Origin of the sequence: Streptomyces sp. NPDC049915, from assembly GCF_040656475.1 — a bacterium.
Lineage (GTDB): Bacteria > Actinomycetota > Actinomycetes > Streptomycetales > Streptomycetaceae > Streptomyces.
In genome coordinates this window covers 415,007-432,243 of record NZ_JBFAMH010000002.1, presented here as the reverse complement: position 1 = coordinate 432,243, position 17,237 = coordinate 415,007, and the positions used below count along the sequence as shown (strand labels likewise).

Annotated in this window: 17 protein-coding genes; 12 read left to right on the top strand and 5 right to left on the bottom strand. The window is 71.0% G+C overall.

What is annotated here, in order from left to right; translation table 11 throughout:
* The first annotated feature begins 12 nt into the window (after positions 1-12).
* The 3 genes from AB0J12_RS04370 to AB0J12_RS04360 all read left to right on the top strand — a co-directional run bounded on the left by AB0J12_RS04370 (position 13) and on the right by AB0J12_RS04360 (position 1,157).
* Positions 13-381 (top strand): WhiB family transcriptional regulator, encoded by a 369-nt coding sequence (locus AB0J12_RS04370; protein ID WP_033313877.1) that lies wholly within the window; start codon positions 13-15, stop codon positions 379-381.
* On the top strand, positions 378-701 hold the full coding sequence (locus AB0J12_RS04365) for a hypothetical protein (RefSeq protein ID WP_363262648.1): 324 nt from the start codon (positions 378-380) through the stop codon (positions 699-701). The genes AB0J12_RS04370 and AB0J12_RS04365 overlap by 4 nt, the downstream gene beginning before the upstream one ends.
* A 234-nt stretch (positions 702-935) precedes the next feature.
* On the top strand, positions 936-1,157 hold the full coding sequence (locus AB0J12_RS04360; RefSeq protein WP_363262647.1) for a hypothetical protein: 222 nt from the start codon (positions 936-938) through the stop codon (positions 1,155-1,157).
* A gap of 56 nt (positions 1,158-1,213) precedes the next feature.
* Here AB0J12_RS04360 and AB0J12_RS04355 read toward each other — a convergent pair whose 3' ends face one another.
* Together AB0J12_RS04355 and AB0J12_RS04350 are read right to left on the bottom strand one after the other, a co-directional pair.
* Complete coding sequence (locus AB0J12_RS04355; protein ID WP_363262646.1) at positions 1,214-2,584, bottom strand: AarF/ABC1/UbiB kinase family protein; 1,371 nt, start codon at positions 2,582-2,584, stop codon at positions 1,214-1,216.
* Positions 2,577-3,803 carry a TOMM precursor leader peptide-binding protein gene (locus AB0J12_RS04350; RefSeq protein ID WP_363262645.1) on the bottom strand — a complete coding sequence of 409 codons (1,227 nt, stop codon included), beginning with the start codon at positions 3,801-3,803 and terminating at the stop codon, positions 2,577-2,579. The genes AB0J12_RS04355 and AB0J12_RS04350 overlap by 8 nt, the downstream gene beginning before the upstream one ends.
* 320 nt (positions 3,804-4,123) lie before the next feature.
* On the opposite strand from AB0J12_RS04350, the gene AB0J12_RS04345 reads away from it, so the two are divergent.
* The 4 genes from AB0J12_RS04345 (at position 4,124) to AB0J12_RS04330 (ending at position 8,058) form a co-directional block, all read left to right on the top strand.
* Entirely contained in the window at positions 4,124-4,720 is a 597-nt protein-coding gene (locus AB0J12_RS04345; RefSeq protein WP_363262644.1) for a M48 family metallopeptidase, read from the top strand.
* A 133-nt stretch (positions 4,721-4,853) separates the two neighbouring features.
* Positions 4,854-6,593, top strand: a complete 1,740-nt coding sequence (locus AB0J12_RS04340) for a TerD family protein (RefSeq protein WP_363262643.1) — start codon at positions 4,854-4,856, stop codon at positions 6,591-6,593.
* Positions 6,594-6,604: 11 nt separating this feature from the next.
* Positions 6,605-7,285: an AIM24 family protein gene (locus AB0J12_RS04335; protein WP_363262642.1), complete on the top strand. Its 681-nt coding sequence runs from the start codon at positions 6,605-6,607 to the stop codon at positions 7,283-7,285.
* A gap of 17 nt (positions 7,286-7,302) precedes the next feature.
* Positions 7,303-8,058: an AIM24 family protein gene (locus AB0J12_RS04330; RefSeq protein ID WP_363262641.1), complete on the top strand. Its 756-nt coding sequence runs from the start codon at positions 7,303-7,305 to the stop codon at positions 8,056-8,058.
* Positions 8,059-8,137: 79 nt separating this feature from the next.
* On the opposite strand, the gene AB0J12_RS04325 is transcribed toward AB0J12_RS04330, so the two are convergent.
* Positions 8,138-8,653, bottom strand: coding sequence for an NUDIX hydrolase (locus AB0J12_RS04325; protein ID WP_363262640.1), 516 nt, complete (start codon positions 8,651-8,653; stop codon positions 8,138-8,140).
* A complete protein-coding gene (locus AB0J12_RS04320) occupies positions 8,650-10,110 on the bottom strand; it encodes a zinc-dependent metalloprotease (RefSeq protein WP_363262639.1) in 1,461 nt (486 codons plus the stop codon). The genes AB0J12_RS04325 and AB0J12_RS04320 overlap by 4 nt, the downstream gene beginning before the upstream one ends.
* A gap of 192 nt (positions 10,111-10,302) precedes the next feature.
* Between AB0J12_RS04320 and AB0J12_RS04315 the strand changes: the two genes are divergently transcribed.
* From AB0J12_RS04315 to AB0J12_RS04300, 4 genes are all read left to right on the top strand, one after another.
* On the top strand, positions 10,303-11,415 hold the full coding sequence (locus AB0J12_RS04315; protein WP_363262638.1) for an SDR family oxidoreductase: 1,113 nt from the start codon (positions 10,303-10,305) through the stop codon (positions 11,413-11,415).
* 166 nt (positions 11,416-11,581) lie between these two features.
* The gene (locus AB0J12_RS04310) at positions 11,582-12,043 is read left to right on the top strand and encodes a molybdenum cofactor biosynthesis protein MoaE (protein ID WP_363262637.1); all 462 of its coding nucleotides are present in this window, start codon (positions 11,582-11,584) and stop codon (positions 12,041-12,043) included.
* 154 nt (positions 12,044-12,197) lie between these two features.
* Positions 12,198-12,362, top strand: a complete 165-nt coding sequence (locus AB0J12_RS04305) for a hypothetical protein (protein WP_363262636.1) — start codon at positions 12,198-12,200, stop codon at positions 12,360-12,362.
* 71 nt (positions 12,363-12,433) lie between these two features.
* Positions 12,434-13,525 carry a PDZ domain-containing protein gene (locus tag AB0J12_RS04300; protein WP_363262635.1) on the top strand — a complete coding sequence of 364 codons (1,092 nt, stop codon included), beginning with the start codon at positions 12,434-12,436 and terminating at the stop codon, positions 13,523-13,525.
* Positions 13,526-13,532: 7 nt separating this feature from the next.
* Here AB0J12_RS04300 and AB0J12_RS04295 read toward each other — a convergent pair whose 3' ends face one another.
* A complete protein-coding gene (locus AB0J12_RS04295) occupies positions 13,533-14,072 on the bottom strand; it encodes a PPA1309 family protein (protein ID WP_363262634.1) in 540 nt (179 codons plus the stop codon).
* Between the two features lie 164 nt (positions 14,073-14,236).
* On the opposite strand from AB0J12_RS04295, the gene AB0J12_RS04290 reads away from it, so the two are divergent.
* Entirely contained in the window at positions 14,237-17,200 is a 2,964-nt protein-coding gene (locus AB0J12_RS04290) for a UPF0182 family protein (protein WP_363262753.1), read from the top strand.
* The last annotated feature ends 37 nt before the right edge of the window (positions 17,201-17,237 follow it).

The following is a 17,237-nucleotide window of genomic DNA, read 5'->3' as shown; positions in this document are numbered from 1 at the left end:
GGAAGACGATCCGTGCAACTCGAAGCGCACGCCCCGTCCGTACCGCCTTCCGACACGATCCCCAAGCCCGGCTCCACGGAGGACCCCGCCTTGACCCCGCTCACCGCGCTCACCGCGCTCGACGACGCCATCGAGAACCTGGGCGTACCCGTCCCGTGCCGTTCCTACGACCCGGAGGTCTTCTTCGCCGAGTCGCCCGCGGACGTGGAGTACGCCAAGTCCCTGTGCCGCACCTGCCCGCTGGTCGAGGCCTGTCTCGCCGGCGCCAAGGAGCGGCGCGAGCCCTGGGGCGTCTGGGGTGGCGAGCTGTTCGTCCAGGGTGTCGTCGTCGCCCGGAAGCGGCCGCGTGGCCGCCCGCGCAAGAACCCGGTCACCGCATGAACACCACAGGAACGATCGACCGTCCCCTCACGCACGACCCCCAGAAGCAGGCCCCGATGAAGCCGTCCACCAGCGAGCCCACCGGCTCCGCGATCGAAGACCTCACCACCCCCGGCGCGCCCGACTCGCGCCAGAACAGGACCCGAGAGATGCAACTCATCCCAGAAGCCCTGGCACGTGCGCATATGCACGAGCGACTGCGGGAGGCCGAGCGGGACCGCCAGGCCGTGCGCCTGGCGGCCGCCCAGCGGATGCAGCGCCGGGCCGAGCGCGCATCGCTGCGCGCCCGCCGCGCGCTCGCCATGGCGGTCATGCACTGACGCGGTCATGTACTGACGCGGTCAGGCACTGATCCGGCCGCGCCGGGGTGCCACCGCCCACGGGCGGTGGCACCACCACGGCCCGTGCCACCGCCGCCGCAGCGGCACTCCTGACAACAGCGGCCTCCCGTACCGGGAGGCGTGGCTCCCCGTGGGGGCCGGTCCGTCCACCACGGACCGGCCCCGCGGGCGTTGTACCCGGCGGTCACCCGGTCCGGGCGCTATCGTCACCGGATGACGAGCCTTCCCGGCAGCGGTGACAGGGCCGAGGGCGACAGCTCCCCGGCGGAGCCCCGGCCCCCGGTGTGTGCCCGCTGCGGCACCACGGCCACCGAACCGCAGCCCACCACATGGACCTTCTCCGTGGAGAACGGCGTCCGCCGCTACTTCTGCGACGCCTGTTCCCGGGAGAACCTCCGCGCCATCGAGGGCCGCCTGGACTCGTCCTGGTGGTGACGGGGCCGACCTGGTGGTGACCGGCCCCGCCCGGTGGTGATCCCCGGTGCGTGTCCCTACGCCTGCGCCGCCGGCTTCTCCTCGTCCGCGCCGTCCTCCGGCACGAACCCCGGCAGCCACTCCTCCAGTTCGTCGCGCAGCCGGACGGTCGCACCGAGTTGGCACAGCACGCCGATGGTGCTCAGCGTCACCCGGTGTATCAGGAGATAGGCCGGCGGGAGGTTGAGCCGCTTGCCCAGCTGGTAGGCGGGGGAACGCGGGTCGGCGACGCGGGCGGCCTGACTGCGCATCCAGCCGCGGCTGAAGGTGAACTCCTCCACCTGGGCCGGCTCGATGATCGGCAGCAGATAGTCCAGGACCGCCTCCGGGTCCAGGTCGATCGACTCCTTGACGAAACCCTCCGTGCACAGCAGCTCGTAGACCGCCTCGGCCTCGCCGTCGAGCGTCATCCGCAGGGAGTCGCCGATCGTCGTGGGCAGTCCGCCTGGCAGCCGGTCGACGGTGCCGAAGTCCAGCACGCCCAGGCGCCAGTCGTCCTCACCATCCGGACCGCCGGGCAGCAGACGGAAGTTGCCCGGGTGGGGGTCGGCGTGCAGCAGACCGGTGCGCGCGGGGCCGGAGAACAGGAAGCGGGCCAGCAGCTGCCCGGCGCGGTCCCGCTGCTCCTGCGTGCCGTCGGCGATCACTTCCGACAGCGGGACGCCGTCCATCCACTCGGTGACGAGGACCTGCTCGCACTGGTGGACCACCGCCGGGACGACCACGTCCGGATCGCCCGCGAACTCCTCCGCGTGCACCTCCTGGGCCTGGGCCTCCAGGCCGTAGTCCAGCTCCTCGGAGACGCGGTCCTTCAACTCCGTGATCAGCGGCTTGATGTCCATGCCCGGCACGAGCGGACCCAACAACCGGGCGAACCGGCTCAGTTGGTTCAGATCGGAGAGCAGGGCCTCACCGGCGCCCGGGTACTGCACCTTGACCGCGACCTCACGGCCGTCGTGCCACACCCCCCGGTGCACCTGGCCGATCGAGGCCGCCGCGGCCGGCTTGTCCTCGAACTCCTCGAACAGCTCGTGCCAGTCCTCGCCGAGCTGCTCGCGCAGTACGGCGTGCACGGTGCGGGTCGGCATGGGCGGCGCCGCGTCCTGCAGCTTGGTCAGGGCGGCACGGTAGGGCCCGGCGATCTCCTCGGGCAGCGCCGATTCGAAGACGGACATCGCCTGCCCGAACTTCATCGCCCCGCCCTTCAGCTCGCCGAGCACCTTGAACAGCTGCTCCGCCGTTCGCTGCTGCAGCTCGCGGCCGACGATCTCCGCGGACTCGCCCACGATCCGCTTGCCCAGCCCCCAAGTCGCCCGGCCTGCGAAGCCGAGCGGGAGCGCGGCGAGCTTGGCGGTCCGGGTGACCGCCTTCCGGGGAAGATCAGACATGCGCCCTCCAAGTCCCAGCCGGCCGCGCCGCGCGTGCCTGACGGCGTACCCGAATCGACGACCGTTGCACAGCCATTGTCTCGTGCGCTACCCCGTCCTCTAAGACCCGTTCCCCTTCGGCTTTCGCCGGGCTCCGCCGGACCGCGGCGCAGGAGCATTCCGGGTGAGGCCACACCGGTCGCGCGTGCCACTGCAGCCCCGGCAGGGACACCTCCCAGCGAGTGTCCGCCGCGGCGGTGGAGCGCCGGTCGAGGAAGGCGAGCGCGTGCGCGGCGGCCAGCCCGGCGACCGTGGTGGCGAGGGTCACGTCGCAGGGCCGCACGGGGCGCTGCCGACCGGAGCGCCATTGGGCGATCATGCGAGGCCAGGCCGGGTCCCGGTCGGTCCGGTCCCGGTCCAGGCAGCCCGCGCAGGCACTCTCGCCGGGCAGGACGAGGGGGCCGACCACACCGGTCGCCTCCACCACGCCCGCATACAGATGGGGGGTGCCGGAGGAGACGAGCGCGTCCGCCGCGGACGGGGCGGGCGCGTGCACGGCGACGTCGTCACGCGGGGCGATGATCACCAGCGACAGCATCGGCTCGTCGTCCTCGAGACGGGAGCGTGCGGTGCGGCGCGGTGGCCGGTCGGGGGCGGCTCGGCGCGTGGCGCGGCGGGTCGCCTCGTCTCGCCGCTCGCCGACCGCTTCCACGGGCACGCCGCCGGGCGTGACGTCCCCCGGCTCGACCCGGCCGGTGTCGCGGACGTCGACCTCGCCGACGCCCGCCGCGGACAGCAGCGCGGCCACGGTTGACCCCACCCGCCCGGCTCCGCGCACCTGCACCCGCAGACTGCGGCGGGCGGCGAGCAGAGAGATCGCCTCGCCCGGTTCGGACGTCGTCAGCGACAGCGACTCCAGGTCCGGCCGCAGCCGGTCGAGGACGTCCTTCTTGGTGCGCAGCGCCGCCGCGGCCCGGCCGCCGCCGCGCGCGTCGTCGAGCAGGCCGGCCTGCGTCAGCCGCTCCACCAGCCGGTCGACATGGCCGTCGGGCAGATCCATGCGGGGTGCCTGCTCCCGCAGCAGAGGCAGCCCGCGGGTGCCGTCGAGCAGTTCGAGGAAGCTGCCCGTCGCCGTGTCCACCGGGCCCAGCGTCATCGCGTGCGCCGGTGTCATCCCGAACTGCACGGTGTTCAGATCGCGCCAGCCGCGCCGCAGCGCGGGTTTCACCACTGGATGCATGACAGGCCCCCGTAGCCCGAGAAAGGTCGGCAAGGTCACAAAGCAAGGTCCCGGTGCCGGCGGGGCGGGGGCGTGGGGGCGTCCTCGCCCCGCCGACGCATGCCAGCATGCCCGGCCCCGCGGCCCGGCGCCGAAAGTTGTCCACAGGCGAAGGTATTCGTCGTACTGGTCATGCGGATCAATCCGCGTACTGGTCGTACGGATCAATCCATCACATCGTCGTACACGCCGGTCGTACAAATCCGGCGCTCGGTGGGGCATCGGAACACAACCGTTCGGGAGCCGGGACTTCCACCGTGTGCAGAGGGTAACGTCGGGGCGTGTCCGCCGACCCCCTCCACCGCGCCGGAGCACCTCAGCGCAGCACTACGAGCCCGCCGACCGCCGGCTCGGGGACGAACGCGATCGAGGTGCGCAGAAGCAGTCGCCGACGCCGTACGGTCTCCGCCTATCGCGAGGGCGACCGCACCATCGTGCTCATCCCCGCCCGCATGTCCGAGGCCGAGGAGCGGCGCTGGGTCACTGTCATGCTCGACAAGCTGGCCGCCCAGGAGAGCAAGCGGAAGCTGGGTGACACCGAGCTGGCCGAGCGCGCCGAGCACCTGTCGGCGCAGTACTTCGGCGGGCGCGCCCGCCCCACCTCCGTGCGCTGGGTCACCAACCAGAACACCCGCTGGGGCTCCTGCACCCCCGCCGAGGGCAGCATCCGCCTGTCGCACCGGCTGCAGGGCATGCCGGAGTACGTCGTCGACTACGTCCTGCTGCACGAGCTTGCCCATCTGCTGGTGCCGGGCCACGGCCCGGACTTCTGGCGGCTGCTCGACGCCTATCCGCGCACCGAGCGGGCCCGCGGCTACCTCGAGGGCGTGGTCGCCGCCGAGCGGCTGCCGCACGTGCCCGGTGCGCGCGGAGAGTGATCACGCCGACCGTCTGTGCTGCAGCCCGGCGGTCGTTGTGTAGCGGGTCTGTACCGGCCTGCGTCGATGTCCGGGTTTGCCGTTAGCCTGGCGCGACGCACTCGCAATTCGGGATGGGGGACGGTCGTAACGCATGCCCAGGGAATTCCAACGCGGCCACAAGGCCAGGATCAGTGACCTCACCGCGGGCACGGATCTGTACGTCGGCGTGCAGATCTCCGCCCCCGGGCTGAGCTTCGACATCAGCTGCTTCGGCCTGGACGCCACCGAGCGGCTCTCCGACGACCGGTACTTCGTCTTCTTCAACCAGCCGAAGTCCCCGGAGGAGGCCATCCAGCTGCTGGGCTCCCAGGCGGGCGACACGGAGTCCTTCCGTGTCACGCTCGACAAGATCCCCCCGCACATCCAGAAGCTGTCCTTCACGGCGACCATCGACGGCGCCGGGCAGATGGCGCACATCAACCCCGGATATCTGCGGATCGTCGCCGGCGGCGAGGAGGTGGCCCGCTACTCCTTCACCGGCGCGGAGTTCTCCACCGAACGCGCCGTGATGCTGGGCGATCTGTACCTGAAGGACGTGTGGCGGTTCGCCGCCGTCGGACAGGGCTTCGACGGCGGTCTGGAGGCGCTGCTGAAGAACTTCGGCGGCGAGGTGCTCGAGGAGGAGACGCCCGCCGAGCCGCAGCCGCACCCGCAGCCGCAGTCGCAGTCGCAGCCCGGTGCCGCTCCCGGCTTCGCCCCGCCCGCGTTCGGCGCGCCCGCGGGTCCCGCAGCGACCCCGGCCCCCGCACCGGCCCCGGCTCCCGCCCCCGCCCCGCAGGGCTACGCGCCGCCGCCGGGAGCCACGCCGCCCCCGGTCCCCGCCCCGGCGCCCGACCCGTCCCTGCACGCGCAGCCCACCATCATCGCGCCCCTGACGCCCCACGGCAGCAACCCGCACACACCCCCGCCGCCGCCCCCGCCGGCCCCCTACCCGGGACCGAACGTGCCCCACGGCCCGCACCCCGGGCAAGCGACCATGCCCCTGCCGCCCGGCTACGCCCAGCACCAGGCCCCGCACTCCCCGCCCCCGCCGCCCGGTTACGGCCAGCAGCCACCCGGGCCCCCCGGTTACGGGCAGCAGCCGACGCCCCCCGGATACGTTCAGCAGCCCTCCTACGGCCAGATCCCGGGCCAGCAGGCGTACGGCGCCCCCCAGGGAGCGCCCCAGGGTGCCGGTGTCGCCGCCGCGCTCCAGCAGTTCAAGGAGACGCCGACCGGCCAGCGCTGGACGCAGCAGAACAAGAAGCTGGTCCGCGTCGACCTCGGCATCGGCGGCCAGCCCGTGCTCGCCCGGCAGGGCAGCATGGTGCTTTATCAGGGCAAGGTGGACTTCAGCTACAAGGGCGCCGGCTTCGCCGGGCGGATCGTCGGCAACGCCACCGGCCAGGAGATGCAGCTGATGCGCTGCACCGGCCAGGGCCAGGTGTTCCTCGCCGAGAACTCCACCCACCTGCACCCCATCGAGCTCCAGGGCGACGCTATCTGCGTGTCCGCCGAGAACGTTCTCGCCTTCGACGAGACCCTGCAGCACGAGGTGCGCCGCATCGAGGGCCACGGCATTCCCGGCGGCGCCCTGTTCACCATGCAGTTCCAGGGCACCGGCACGATCGTCGTGAAGACGCACGGCACTCCCGTCGTCCTGCCGGTCACCCCGACCACGTTCGCCGACTGCAACGCCGTCGTCGCCTGGTCGGCCGCCTCCCAGGTGATCGTCTCCAGCCAGGTGCGGATGCGCCGCAACGCCTACCCGGGCGACACCGGCGAGAGCGTCAACCTCCAGTTCCGGGGCGCGCCCGGCAACTTCATCGTCGTCCAGCCGTACGAGGTCTAAGGGAGCCCGACATGAACCAGCCGCTCGCGGGCTTCGCCCCCGCACCCGTCACCGCCCGCATGGAGAACCACGGCAACCACATGCTGAAGGTCGCCCTGCAGAGCGGGCACGACCTCCTCGCGCGCGTGGGCTCGATGGTCGCCTACGAGGGCTTCATCCAGTACGAGCCCAACCCGCCGGCCGTGCGCCAGATCGCCCGGGACTGGATCACCGGCGAGGGTGCCCCGCTGATGAAGTGCTCCGGCGACGGCCTGCTCTACCTCGCCGACTACGGCGCGAACGTCGTCGTCATCCAGCTCAACGGCGACGGCATCTCCGTCAACGCCACCAATCTGCTCGCCTTCGACGCCCATCTGACGTGGGGTGTGGAGCGGGTGAAGGGGCTGGCGAAGTTCGCCGGGCAGGGCCTGTGGAACACGAAGATCTCCGGGCAGGGCTGGGTCGCGCTGACGTCCCGGGGCAAGCCCATCGTCGTCGACTGCGGCGGCGGCGAGGACGAGACGTACGTCGACCCGGACGCGCTGGTCGCCTGGTCCCCGAACCTGAAGGTGAAGGGCAAGCGCAGCTTCAAGGCGCAGTCGCTCATCGGCCGCGGCAGTGGCGAGGCCTACCAGATGGCCTTCTCCGGCCAGGGCATCGTCGTCGTCCAGCCCAGCGAGGACAGCACCGACCGCCTCCGGTTCCGGGGCTGAGGGGGAGCCAGAAAGCCATGCAGAGCCCACTTTTCGCCCACAACGACCTGCAGTCCTCCGAACGCTGGAGCCTGCAGAACAAGCAGATGCTGCGCGTCACCCTGGAGGGCCATGACGACATCCTGGCCCGCAAGGGGACGATGGTCGCCTACCAGGGGCTCGTCGAGTTCGACGCCGAGTACCGCAGCAACAACCAGGCACGCGCGCGTGCGTACACCGGCGAGGGCCTGGACCTGATGCGCTGCCACGGGCAGGGCACGGTGTACCTCGCCAACCTCGCCCAGCACGTCCACGTCATGGACGTCGAGCAGGACGGGCTGACCGTCGACAGCTCCTACGTCCTCGCCATGGACTCCTCGCTGCACCACGAGGTCATCGCCGTGGACAGCCTCTACGGCATCTCCGGCTCCGGGAAGTACCAGCTCAACATCACGGGGCGCGGCAAGGTCGCCCTGATGACGTCCGGGGCACCGCTGCTGATGCAGGTCACCCCGGACAAGTACGTCAACTGCGACGCCGACGCCATCGTCGCCTGGTCCACCGGGCTGCGTGTGCAGATGCAGGCCCAGACGCACTCCTCGGGCGTGTGGCGGCGGCGCGGCAGCACGGGCGAGGGCTGGGAGCTCAGCTTCATGGGCAACGGCTTCGCGCTGGTGCAGCCCAGTGAGCTGCTGCCGCCGCAGAACGCCCAGATCGGGCAGGGCCTCGCCGCACAGTTCGGCATGGGGCAGCAGGGGGCGCGCGGACAGAACCAGGGCAACGTCTGGAGCTGACGCTTCCGGAAGACCAAAGGTAAGGGGCGCCCGCGTACTGCGGACGCCCCTTACACGTTCAGGAGCCCGGCGCAGCCGTTCACAGCCGGGCGCGGGTCGCCTCCAGCAGCCGTACGACCGAATCGTCCGCCACGTCGGCGACCTCGTCGTAGGCGAACCAGCGCAGGTCGAGCGACTCGTCGCTGATCTGCTCCACGGCCCCGGCGGGAGCCAGCGCCGCGTACTGGACGTCGAGGTGCCAGGCGCACGGCGTGAGGTGCCGGTCCAGGCGGACCGGGCCGCCGGGCAGCAGGCGCAGCCCCTCGACACCGGACTCCTCGGTGGCCTCCCGCAGGGCGGCGGCCGTCAGGGTGGTGTCGTCCGGCTCGCAATGGCCGCCCATCTGCAGCCACATGCGCAGCTTCTTGTGCAGGGTCAGCAGCACACGCCCGCGCTCGGGGTCGACGACCAGGGCGCTCGCCGTGATGTGGCCGTCCGCGCAGGCCTTCCACATGCCGTCCGGGTGGGCGGCCAGATGGTCCAGGTAGACCTGGCGCAGCTCTTCCTGGTCCTCGTACCCCTTGAGCACGAGGACCGCGTCGTCGTGGAGGCTCACTCGGTGTCGTCGTCCTCGGGCTTGTCGGTCCCGGGCCTGTCGTCCCCGGCGCTCTCGTCCTTCTTGCGCAGGTCGGGCTTCGCGCGGCCGGCCGCCTCGCCGAGCATCTTGTCGAGCTCGGAGAAGTCGATCTGCTCGCGGTGCACGAAGCCGTCCGGGTCGTCCAGGTCGGTGGCCGTCGGCAGCATGTCCGGGTGCGCCCACAGGGCGTCCCGGCCGTCGACCCCGCGCGCGTCCGTGAGCGAGGCCCACAGGCGCGAGGCGTCCCGCAGGCGGCGCGGCCGCAGCTCCAGGCCGATCAGCGTGGCGAACGTCTGCTCCGCCGGCCCGCCCGAGGCGCGGCGGCGGCGCAGCGTCTCACGCAGCGCGTCAGCGGACCCCAGGCGTGGCTTGGCGGCCGCGTGGACCACCGCGTCCACCCAGCCCTCCACGAGGGCCAGAGCGGTCTCCAGACGGGCCAGGGCGGCCTTCTGCTCCGGGGTGTCCTCCGGCTGGAACATGCCCTGCTGAAGAGCCTGCTGCAGCTCCTCGGGGTTCTGCGGGTCGAACTGGCCGACCACGTCCTCCAGCTTCGCCGTGTCGACCTTGATCCCGCGCGCGTAGCCCTCGACCGCGCCGAACAGGTGCGAGCGCAGCCACGGCACGTGCGCGAAGAGACGCTGGTGGGCGGCCTCGCGCAGGGCGAGGTACAGCCGCACCTCGTCCTGCGGGACGCTCAGGTCCTTGCCGAAGGCCTCGACGTTCAACGGCAGGAGGGCCGCCTTGCCGGCCGGGCCCAGCGGCAGGCCGACGTCGGTGGAGCCGACGACCTCTCCGGCGAGGACGCCGACGGCCTGCCCGATCTGCGTGCCGAACATGGCGCCGCCCATGGAGCGCATCATGCCGATCAGCGGGCCGGCCATGGCCTGCATCTCTTCCGGCAGGATGTCGCCCATGGCGCCGCCGACCCGCTCGGCGACCGGGTCGACGAGCTCCTTCCACGCGGGCAGGGTCGCCTCGACCCACTCCGCGCGGCTCCACGCGACGGCGGAGGCCGAGCCGGACGGCAGCGACGTCGCGTCGTCGAGCCACAGGTCGGCCAGGCGGACGGCGTCCTCCACGGCCTTGCGCTCGGCGGGGCCGACGCTGGCGTCCTTGGTGCCGTCCGGGGTGCCCTGCGAGACCGTCTGGCGGGCGATCTGCTTGGCCATGTCCCAGTTCACCGGGCCGCCCTCGTAGGAGAGCATCTGACCCAGCTGCTGGAACGCGGCGCCCAGGTCGGTGGGGTTCAGCGAACCGAACATGGCAGCGAGCGGATTGTCCGCGCCGCCTCCCAGGCCTCCGGCACCGGGCAGCCCGAAACCGAAGGGGTTGGACGGTCCCTGACCACCACCGCTCTCCTGGTCCTTCTCCTTGCCCTCGTCGCCGTTCTCCGGCTCCTCCGGCGGAAGGCCGAATCCGAATGGGGTGTCACTCACGGGATTCCTCGGCTGGTAAGGCCGCCGGTCTCTCTCCGACGGCACGACTGCCCGACAACACCACCCAGCGTAGACACCGCGAGCGGTTCGGGCCTCGGTGCTTCGCCGAGTGAACGCCTGCGGCAGGATGGATGCCACCTGGTACGTACGCGTCATTTGCGCTCGTATGAAGACAACCGCTGGAGACGCCCGGTGAGTTCCCCAGATCCGCAGGTTCGCGCAGCGCGAAACCACTCAACCACATCCGCCGCGCGCGGGCCCGTTGTCGCGGTCACCGGTGCCGCGTCCGGCGTCGGCGCGCTGCTCACCGAGCGGCTCGCCGCCTCGGAGGAGATCAAGCAGGTCATCGCCATCGACGAGCGGCGCGGCGAGTGCGAGGCGGCGCAGTGGCAGATCCTGGACGTCCGGGATCCCGCCATCGCCGACAAGCTCCGCGGCGCCGACGTCGTCGTCCATCTGGCGCTCGACCTCGACCTGGGTTCGGACGCCGCCGCCCGAACGGCCTACAACGTGCGGGGGACCCAGACCGTGCTGACCGCCGCGGCGGCGGCCGGTGTGCACCGGGTGGTGCTGTGCACCTCCGCGATGGTCTACGGAGCGCTGCCGGACAACGAGCTGCCGCTGTCGGAGGACGCGGAGCTGCGGGCGACGGCGGAGGCCACCGCGGTCGGGGACCTGCTGGAGATCGAACGGCTGGCGCGGCGCGCGCCGCGGGCGCATCCGGGGCTGAACGTCACGGTGGTGCGGCCCGCGGTGCTGGTCGGGGGCACGGACACCGCGCTGACCAGGTACTTCGAGTCGCCGCGGCTGCTGGTGGTGGCCGGGTCGCGACCCGCGTGGCAGTTCTGCCACGTCGAGGATCTGTGCAGCGCGCTGGAGTACGCCGTGCTCGAGAAGGTCGACGGGGAGCTGGCGGTCGGCTGCGACGGGTGGCTGGAGCAGGAGGAGGTCGAGGAGCTCAGCGGGATCCGGCGGATGGAGCTGCCGTCCGCGGTGGCGCTGGGCGCGGCGGCGCGGCTGCACCGGATCGGGCTGACGCCGTCGCCCGCGGGCGACCTCGCGTACACGATGTACCCGTGGGTGGTCAGCGGCAGCCGGCTGCACGACGCCGGGTGGCGGCCGAAGTGGACGAACGAGGAGGTGCTGGCCGAGCTGCTGGACGAGGCGTCCGGGCGGCACACCGTGGCCGGGCGGCGGCTGGGGCGCAAGGACGCGACGGCGGCCGGTGCGGCGGGCGCGACGGTGGCCCTGCTGGGCGCGGCGGCGGTGGTACGGCGGGCCCGGAAGGCGCGGCGGAGGGTCTGAGCCGGGCCGGCACTCGCCGGCGCCGGTCAGCGCTCTCCCCGGCTGACCGAACCCCGCACCGCGGCCGTCCGTGGCCGCGTGTCCGTACGTATCTCCAAGCCCTCACGCGTGCGTGCATGGTGAAACGTCTATTTCGGATGGGCGTGCGGTGCGGCACGATGGGGGCATGGCACCCACGTACGACCATCCCGGTGAGCAGGCCGCGGCGGATCCCATCAAGTTGATCGGTGTGCGGGACACGGCGCTGTCCGTGGACGAGGTCTTCCGGGCCGTCGGGGACGACGCCGCCGGCGGGACCGCGCTGTTCGTGGGGACCGTGCGCAACCACGACGGGGGCACCGACGTGGACGCGCTCGGGTACTCCTGCCACCCCTCCGCCGAGGCCGAGATGCGGCGCGTCGCGGAGAAGGTCTGCGCCGAGTACCCCGTCCGGGCGCTGGCCGCCGTCCACCGTGTGGGGGATCTGGCCGTCGGCGATCTCGCCGTCGTGGTCGCCGTGTCGTGCCCGCACCGCGGCGAGGCCTTCGACGCCTGCCGGAAGCTGATCGACGACCTCAAGCACGAGGTGCCCATCTGGAAGCACCAGAGGTTCTCCGACGGTACGGAGGAGTGGGTCGGCGCCTGCTGAAACCGGCCGCCTGTCGGGCCGGCCGCCCACCGAGCCGCCGTGCGGTGGATTTTCCGGTTGCGTAACCGACCCCCTGGCGTGAGCGTTGTCACGGCAGGCGGTTAATCTGCTGATCAGTCGGTAGCGGTCACTCAGTCGGGGTCGGGAGGTCGCCATGGGGGCGCTCGTCTGGTTGCTGATTCCGCTCGTGGCTGCGGTCGCAGCCGGCCTGTGGGGCAGTTGGGCGAACCGGACCCGCAAGGTCCGCGGTGACGGCCCCGAGCTGGACGGCTACGCGCGCTTCCGCGAGGCGATGGAGAAGTCGCACTCCGGCACCTGAAGCGGGCGCCGGTGTGATCAAGTCGGCGGCCCTGACGGTGCTCCGACAGACACGTCCCGTACTGTCGTGCCATGCCACGCCGCACCGCGACGATGCTCGCCTCCACCTTGATGCTGATCGCACTCCTGTGCGCCGGAGTGCTGATCAACGTGCCGTACTCGGAGATGTCCCCGGGGCCGACGGTGAACACCCTCGGCGACCACGACGGTGAGCCGGTGCTGCAGATCTCCGGGCGCAAGACGTATCCCACGGACGGTCACCTCAACATGACCACCGTGCGGGTCACCAGCGCCGACTACCGGATGAACCTGGTGGAGGCGGTCTACGGCTGGCTGGCGCACGACATGAAGATCGTGCCGCACGACACGCTGTACCCGGACGGCAAGACGGAGGAGCAGTCCAGCCAGGAGAACGCCGAGGAGTTCAGCCAGTCCCAGGAGAGCGCCAAGGTCGCCGCCCTGAAGGAGCTGCACGTCCCGGTGCAGTCCTGGGTGATCGTCTCCACGGTGGTCAAGGGCTCCCCGGCGGAGGGCAGGCTGCACGCCGGTGACGTGATCAAGGCCGTCGACGGTACCGCGGTGAAGCAGCCCGCCGACGTGGCCAAGCTGGTGACCGAGCACAAGCCCGGCGAGAAGGTGGTCTTCCGGATCGTGCCCGCCAAGGAGCAGGCGGCCGCCGAGAAGGAGCACCGGACGGCGACCGCGGCCAAGGACGTGACGATCACCACCGCGACCTCCGACGACCAGGGCCGCAAGCGGGCCATCGTCGGGATCTCGGCCGGCACCGACCACACGTTCCCGTTCACCATCGACATCAAGCTCGCCGACGTGGGCGGCCCGAGCGCCGGTCTGATGTTCGCGCTCGGCATCTACGACAAGCTGACCCCGGGCGCCCTGACCGGCGGCAGGTTCGTCGCGGGCACCGGCACCATCGACGACGACGGCAAGGTCGGCCCGATCGGCGGCATCGAGATGAAGACCGTCGGCGCGCGCAACAAGGGCGCCCAGTACTTCCTCACGCCCGCCGACAACTGCGCGTCCGCGGCCAAGGAGACCCCCGAGGGCCTCACCCTGGTCAAGGTCAAGACCATCGGCGACGCCCTCGACGCCCTCAAGGACATCGGCAGCGGCCGGACCGCCGACCTGCCGAAGTGCACCAAGTAGCGGGTTCTCAGACCTCGAACGTCGCCGCGAGGGCGTCCGCCAGGCCCGGGATCAGGTCCGGGCCGGTGAGGACCTCCGTCGGGGAGTCCTTCTCGCGCAGCCGCAGCGCCGACTCACGGGCGCCGTCGCGCAGCACCGCCACCGTCATCCGGACCTCCTGACGCTCGGGGTGCTCGGCGACCCACTGCGCCAGCTTGGGGCCGTCCAGGCCCTGCGGAACCTGGGCCTCGGCGGACGGCGGCAGCATCAGCCGCTCCACGGTCAGCGCGCAGCCGGCCACCGCGTCGGGCCAGGCGATGGTGGCCAGGAACTCGTCGAGCGGCCGGTCCGTTGCAATCTCGTCCTGCTCGATCGGGGTGAGGCCGGGGGTCTCGTCGTGGCCGAGTCCGAGCTGGTCGGCGAGCGAGGGTTCCTGAGCCCGCAGCTGCTGGGTGTCGACGAGGGCGAAAAGGCGTGCGGGCTGGTCCCAGCCGAGCCCGGAGGCGTACTCGTCGATCTCGAGTACGGCCCGGGTGAGGGGGTTCGCTGCCATGGGAGTGTTGGACATGGTCACAATCCTGCCTCGTTCCCGGCCGAAATCGGGAACCGAGTAAACCGTGAGTAAGTTGCATAGGTGTGGGCCCGCGATCACGGGGGGCCACGGCGGGCCGGCGAAAACGCGGGTCTGACGAGACGACAGCGAACTTCGAGGTGCGCACCTTGGCTTTCCAGATGCCGGACCGCGGCGGAGGCCCCACGGGGCCGCGGATCAGAGTGGGACGCCCGTCCCGGCGTGTCCGGACCCTGCTCGCGACGCTGGGCGTCCTTGCCGTACTCGGCATGGCGTTCACCATGTTCGCGGGCTTCTGGACGGACTGGCTGTGGTACCGGTCGGTGAAGTACTCCTCGGTCTTCACCACCACCCTGTGGACCAAGATCGGGCTGTTCTTCGTCTTCGGCCTGCTGATGGCCGTCGCCGTCGGTCTCAACATCTGGCTGGCCCACCGGCTGCGCCCGCCGCTGAGCGCGATGTCGATGGAGCAGCAGAGCCTCGACCGCTACCGGATGGGCATCGCGCCGTACAAGAAGTGGCTGCTGCTCGGGATCACGGCCCTGGTGGGTCTGATCGCCGGAGCGTCGGCCGCCGGCCAGTGGCGCACCTGGCTGATGTGGGTCAACGGCGTGTCCTTCGGGCAGAAGGACCCGCAGTTCCATCTCGACGTCTCCTTCTACGCCTTCGACCTGCCCTGGTACCGCTTCCTGCTCGGCTTCGGCTTCGCCGCCGCGATCCTGTCGCTGATCGCCGCCGCGCTCACCCACTACCTGTACGGCGGGCTGCGCGTCACCAGCCCCGGCGCGCGTGCCACGGCCGCGGCGACCGGTCATCTGTCGGTGCTGCTGGGCGTGTTCGTCACGCTGAAGGCGGTCGCCTACTGGCTCGACCGGTACGGACTCGCGGTGAAGTCCAGCGACTTCAAGGCGACCGACAACTGGACGGGCCTGAGGTACGTCGACGCCAACGCGTACCTGCCCGCGAAGACCATCCTGTTCTGCATCGCCGTCATCTGCGCGCTGCTGTTCTTCGCGACCCTGTGGCGGCGCACCTGGCAGCTGCCCATGATCGGGTTCGGACTGATGGTGCTCTCCGCGATCCTCATCGGCGGGCTCTACCCGGCGATCGTGCAGAAGTTCCAGGTCCAGCCCAACGAGCAGGCCAAGGAAGCCCCGTACGTCCAGAAGAACCTCAAGGCGACGCGTGAGGCGTACGGCATCGACGACACCCAGGTCAGCGAGTACCCGGGCACCAGCACCACCAAGGACACCACGAAGCTGCGCGACGACGCCGAGAGCGTCGCCAGCATCCGGCTGATGGACCCCAATGTCGTCGGCCCGACGTTCCAGCAGCTCCAGCAGGTGCGCAACTACTACGGCTTCCCGTCCAACCTGGCCGTCGACCGGTACAAGACGAAGGACGGCAAGGTCCAGGACACGGTCATCGGGCTGCGTGAGCTGAACCTCAACGGCATTCCGAAGCACAACTGGATCAACGACCACTTCCGCTACACCCACGGTTTCGGCGTGGTCGCCGCCAAGGGCACCGAGGCCGACTCCGAGGGCCGCCCGGTCTTCACCGAGTACGACCTGCCGTCCAAGGGCGACCTCGGCGCCTACCAGCAGCGGGTCTACTACGGCGAGAAGACCACCGCCTACTCCATCGTCGGCGGCCCCCAGGACGAGATCGACTACTCCGACGACAGCGGCGAGAAGACCACCCGCTACCAGGGCAAGAGCGGTGTGAACCTCGCCAATCCGCTCAACCGGGCCGCGTACGCGGTGGCGTTCGGCGAGCCGCAGATCCTGTACTCCGGTGCGATCGGCGACGGTTCGCGCATCCTGTACAACCGCACGCCCAAGGAGCGCGTCGAGGCGGTCGCCCCGTGGCTGACCATCGACGGCGTGACGTACCCGGCGGTGGTCGACGGCCGGATCCAGTGGATCGTCGACGCCTACACCACCACCAACGGCTACCCGTACGCCTCGCGCACCACTCTCGGTGACACCACGACCGACTCGCTGACGGCCGCGAACAACCAGCGGGTGGTGGCCCAGCAGAACCAGGTCAACTACATCCGCAACTCGGTGAAGGCGACCGTCGACGCGTACACCGGCGAGGTCAAGCTCTACCAGTGGGACACCAAGGACCCCGTCCTGAAGACGTGGATGAAGGCGTTCCCGGGCACGGTCCAGCCCAAGAGCGACATTTCCGCCTCGCTGATGGAGCATCTGCGCTACCCGCAGGACCTGTTCAAGGTGCAGCGCGAGCTGCTGACCCGCTACCACGTCGAGGACGCGCAGACCTTCCTCAGCGGCAGCGAGGTGTGGCAGATCCCGGACGACCCGACCAACAAGTCGGGCGACGCGGTGCCGCCGTACTACCTGAGCATGAAGCTGCCGGGGCAGAAGTCCCAGGCGTTCTCGCTGACGACGACGATGACGCCGAACGGCCGGGACAACCTCAGCGCGTTCATGTCCGTCAGCGCCGAACCGCAGTCGGGCGACTACGGCAAGATCAGCATCCTGAAACTGCCGACCGGCAAGACGATCGACGGTCCGAAACGGGTGCAGAGCCAGTTCAACTCCGAACCCTCGATCGCCGAGTCGATCAGCCTGCTGCAACGCGGCGACTCCAAGGTGGAGTACGGCAACCTGCTGACCGTCCCGCTGGACGGGGGCCTGCTCTACGTGGAACCCGTCTACGTCCGCGGCGGTGACCTCAAGTACCCGCTGCTGCGCAAGGTGCTGGTCACCTACGGCGGCAACACGGCCTTCGAGAACACCCTGGACGAGGCCTTGAACAAGGTGTTCGGAGCGAACGGTTCCGGCACGCAGCCACCGGACCAGGGCACGGGCACCACCAAGCCGCCGGCGACGGGCAACCCGACGGTCCAGCAGGCACTGAACGACGCGCAGAAGGCGTTCGACGCCGGCCAGGAGGCCCTGAAGAAGGGTGACTGGCAGGCGTACGGCCAGGCGCAGAAGGACCTGGAGGAAGCCCTGAGGCGGGCCGAGGACGCCCAGTCCAAGGCGGGCCAGGGGGCGCAGGGCGGCAAGGCCCCGGGCGCGAGCCCCAGTCCCAAGCCGACGACCGCTCCGAGCGCGGGTTCCAAGCCGACGCCCTCTCCGAGCAGCGGCTGATCATGGCCCACCCCGCGCCGTGGTACGGTTGTACACA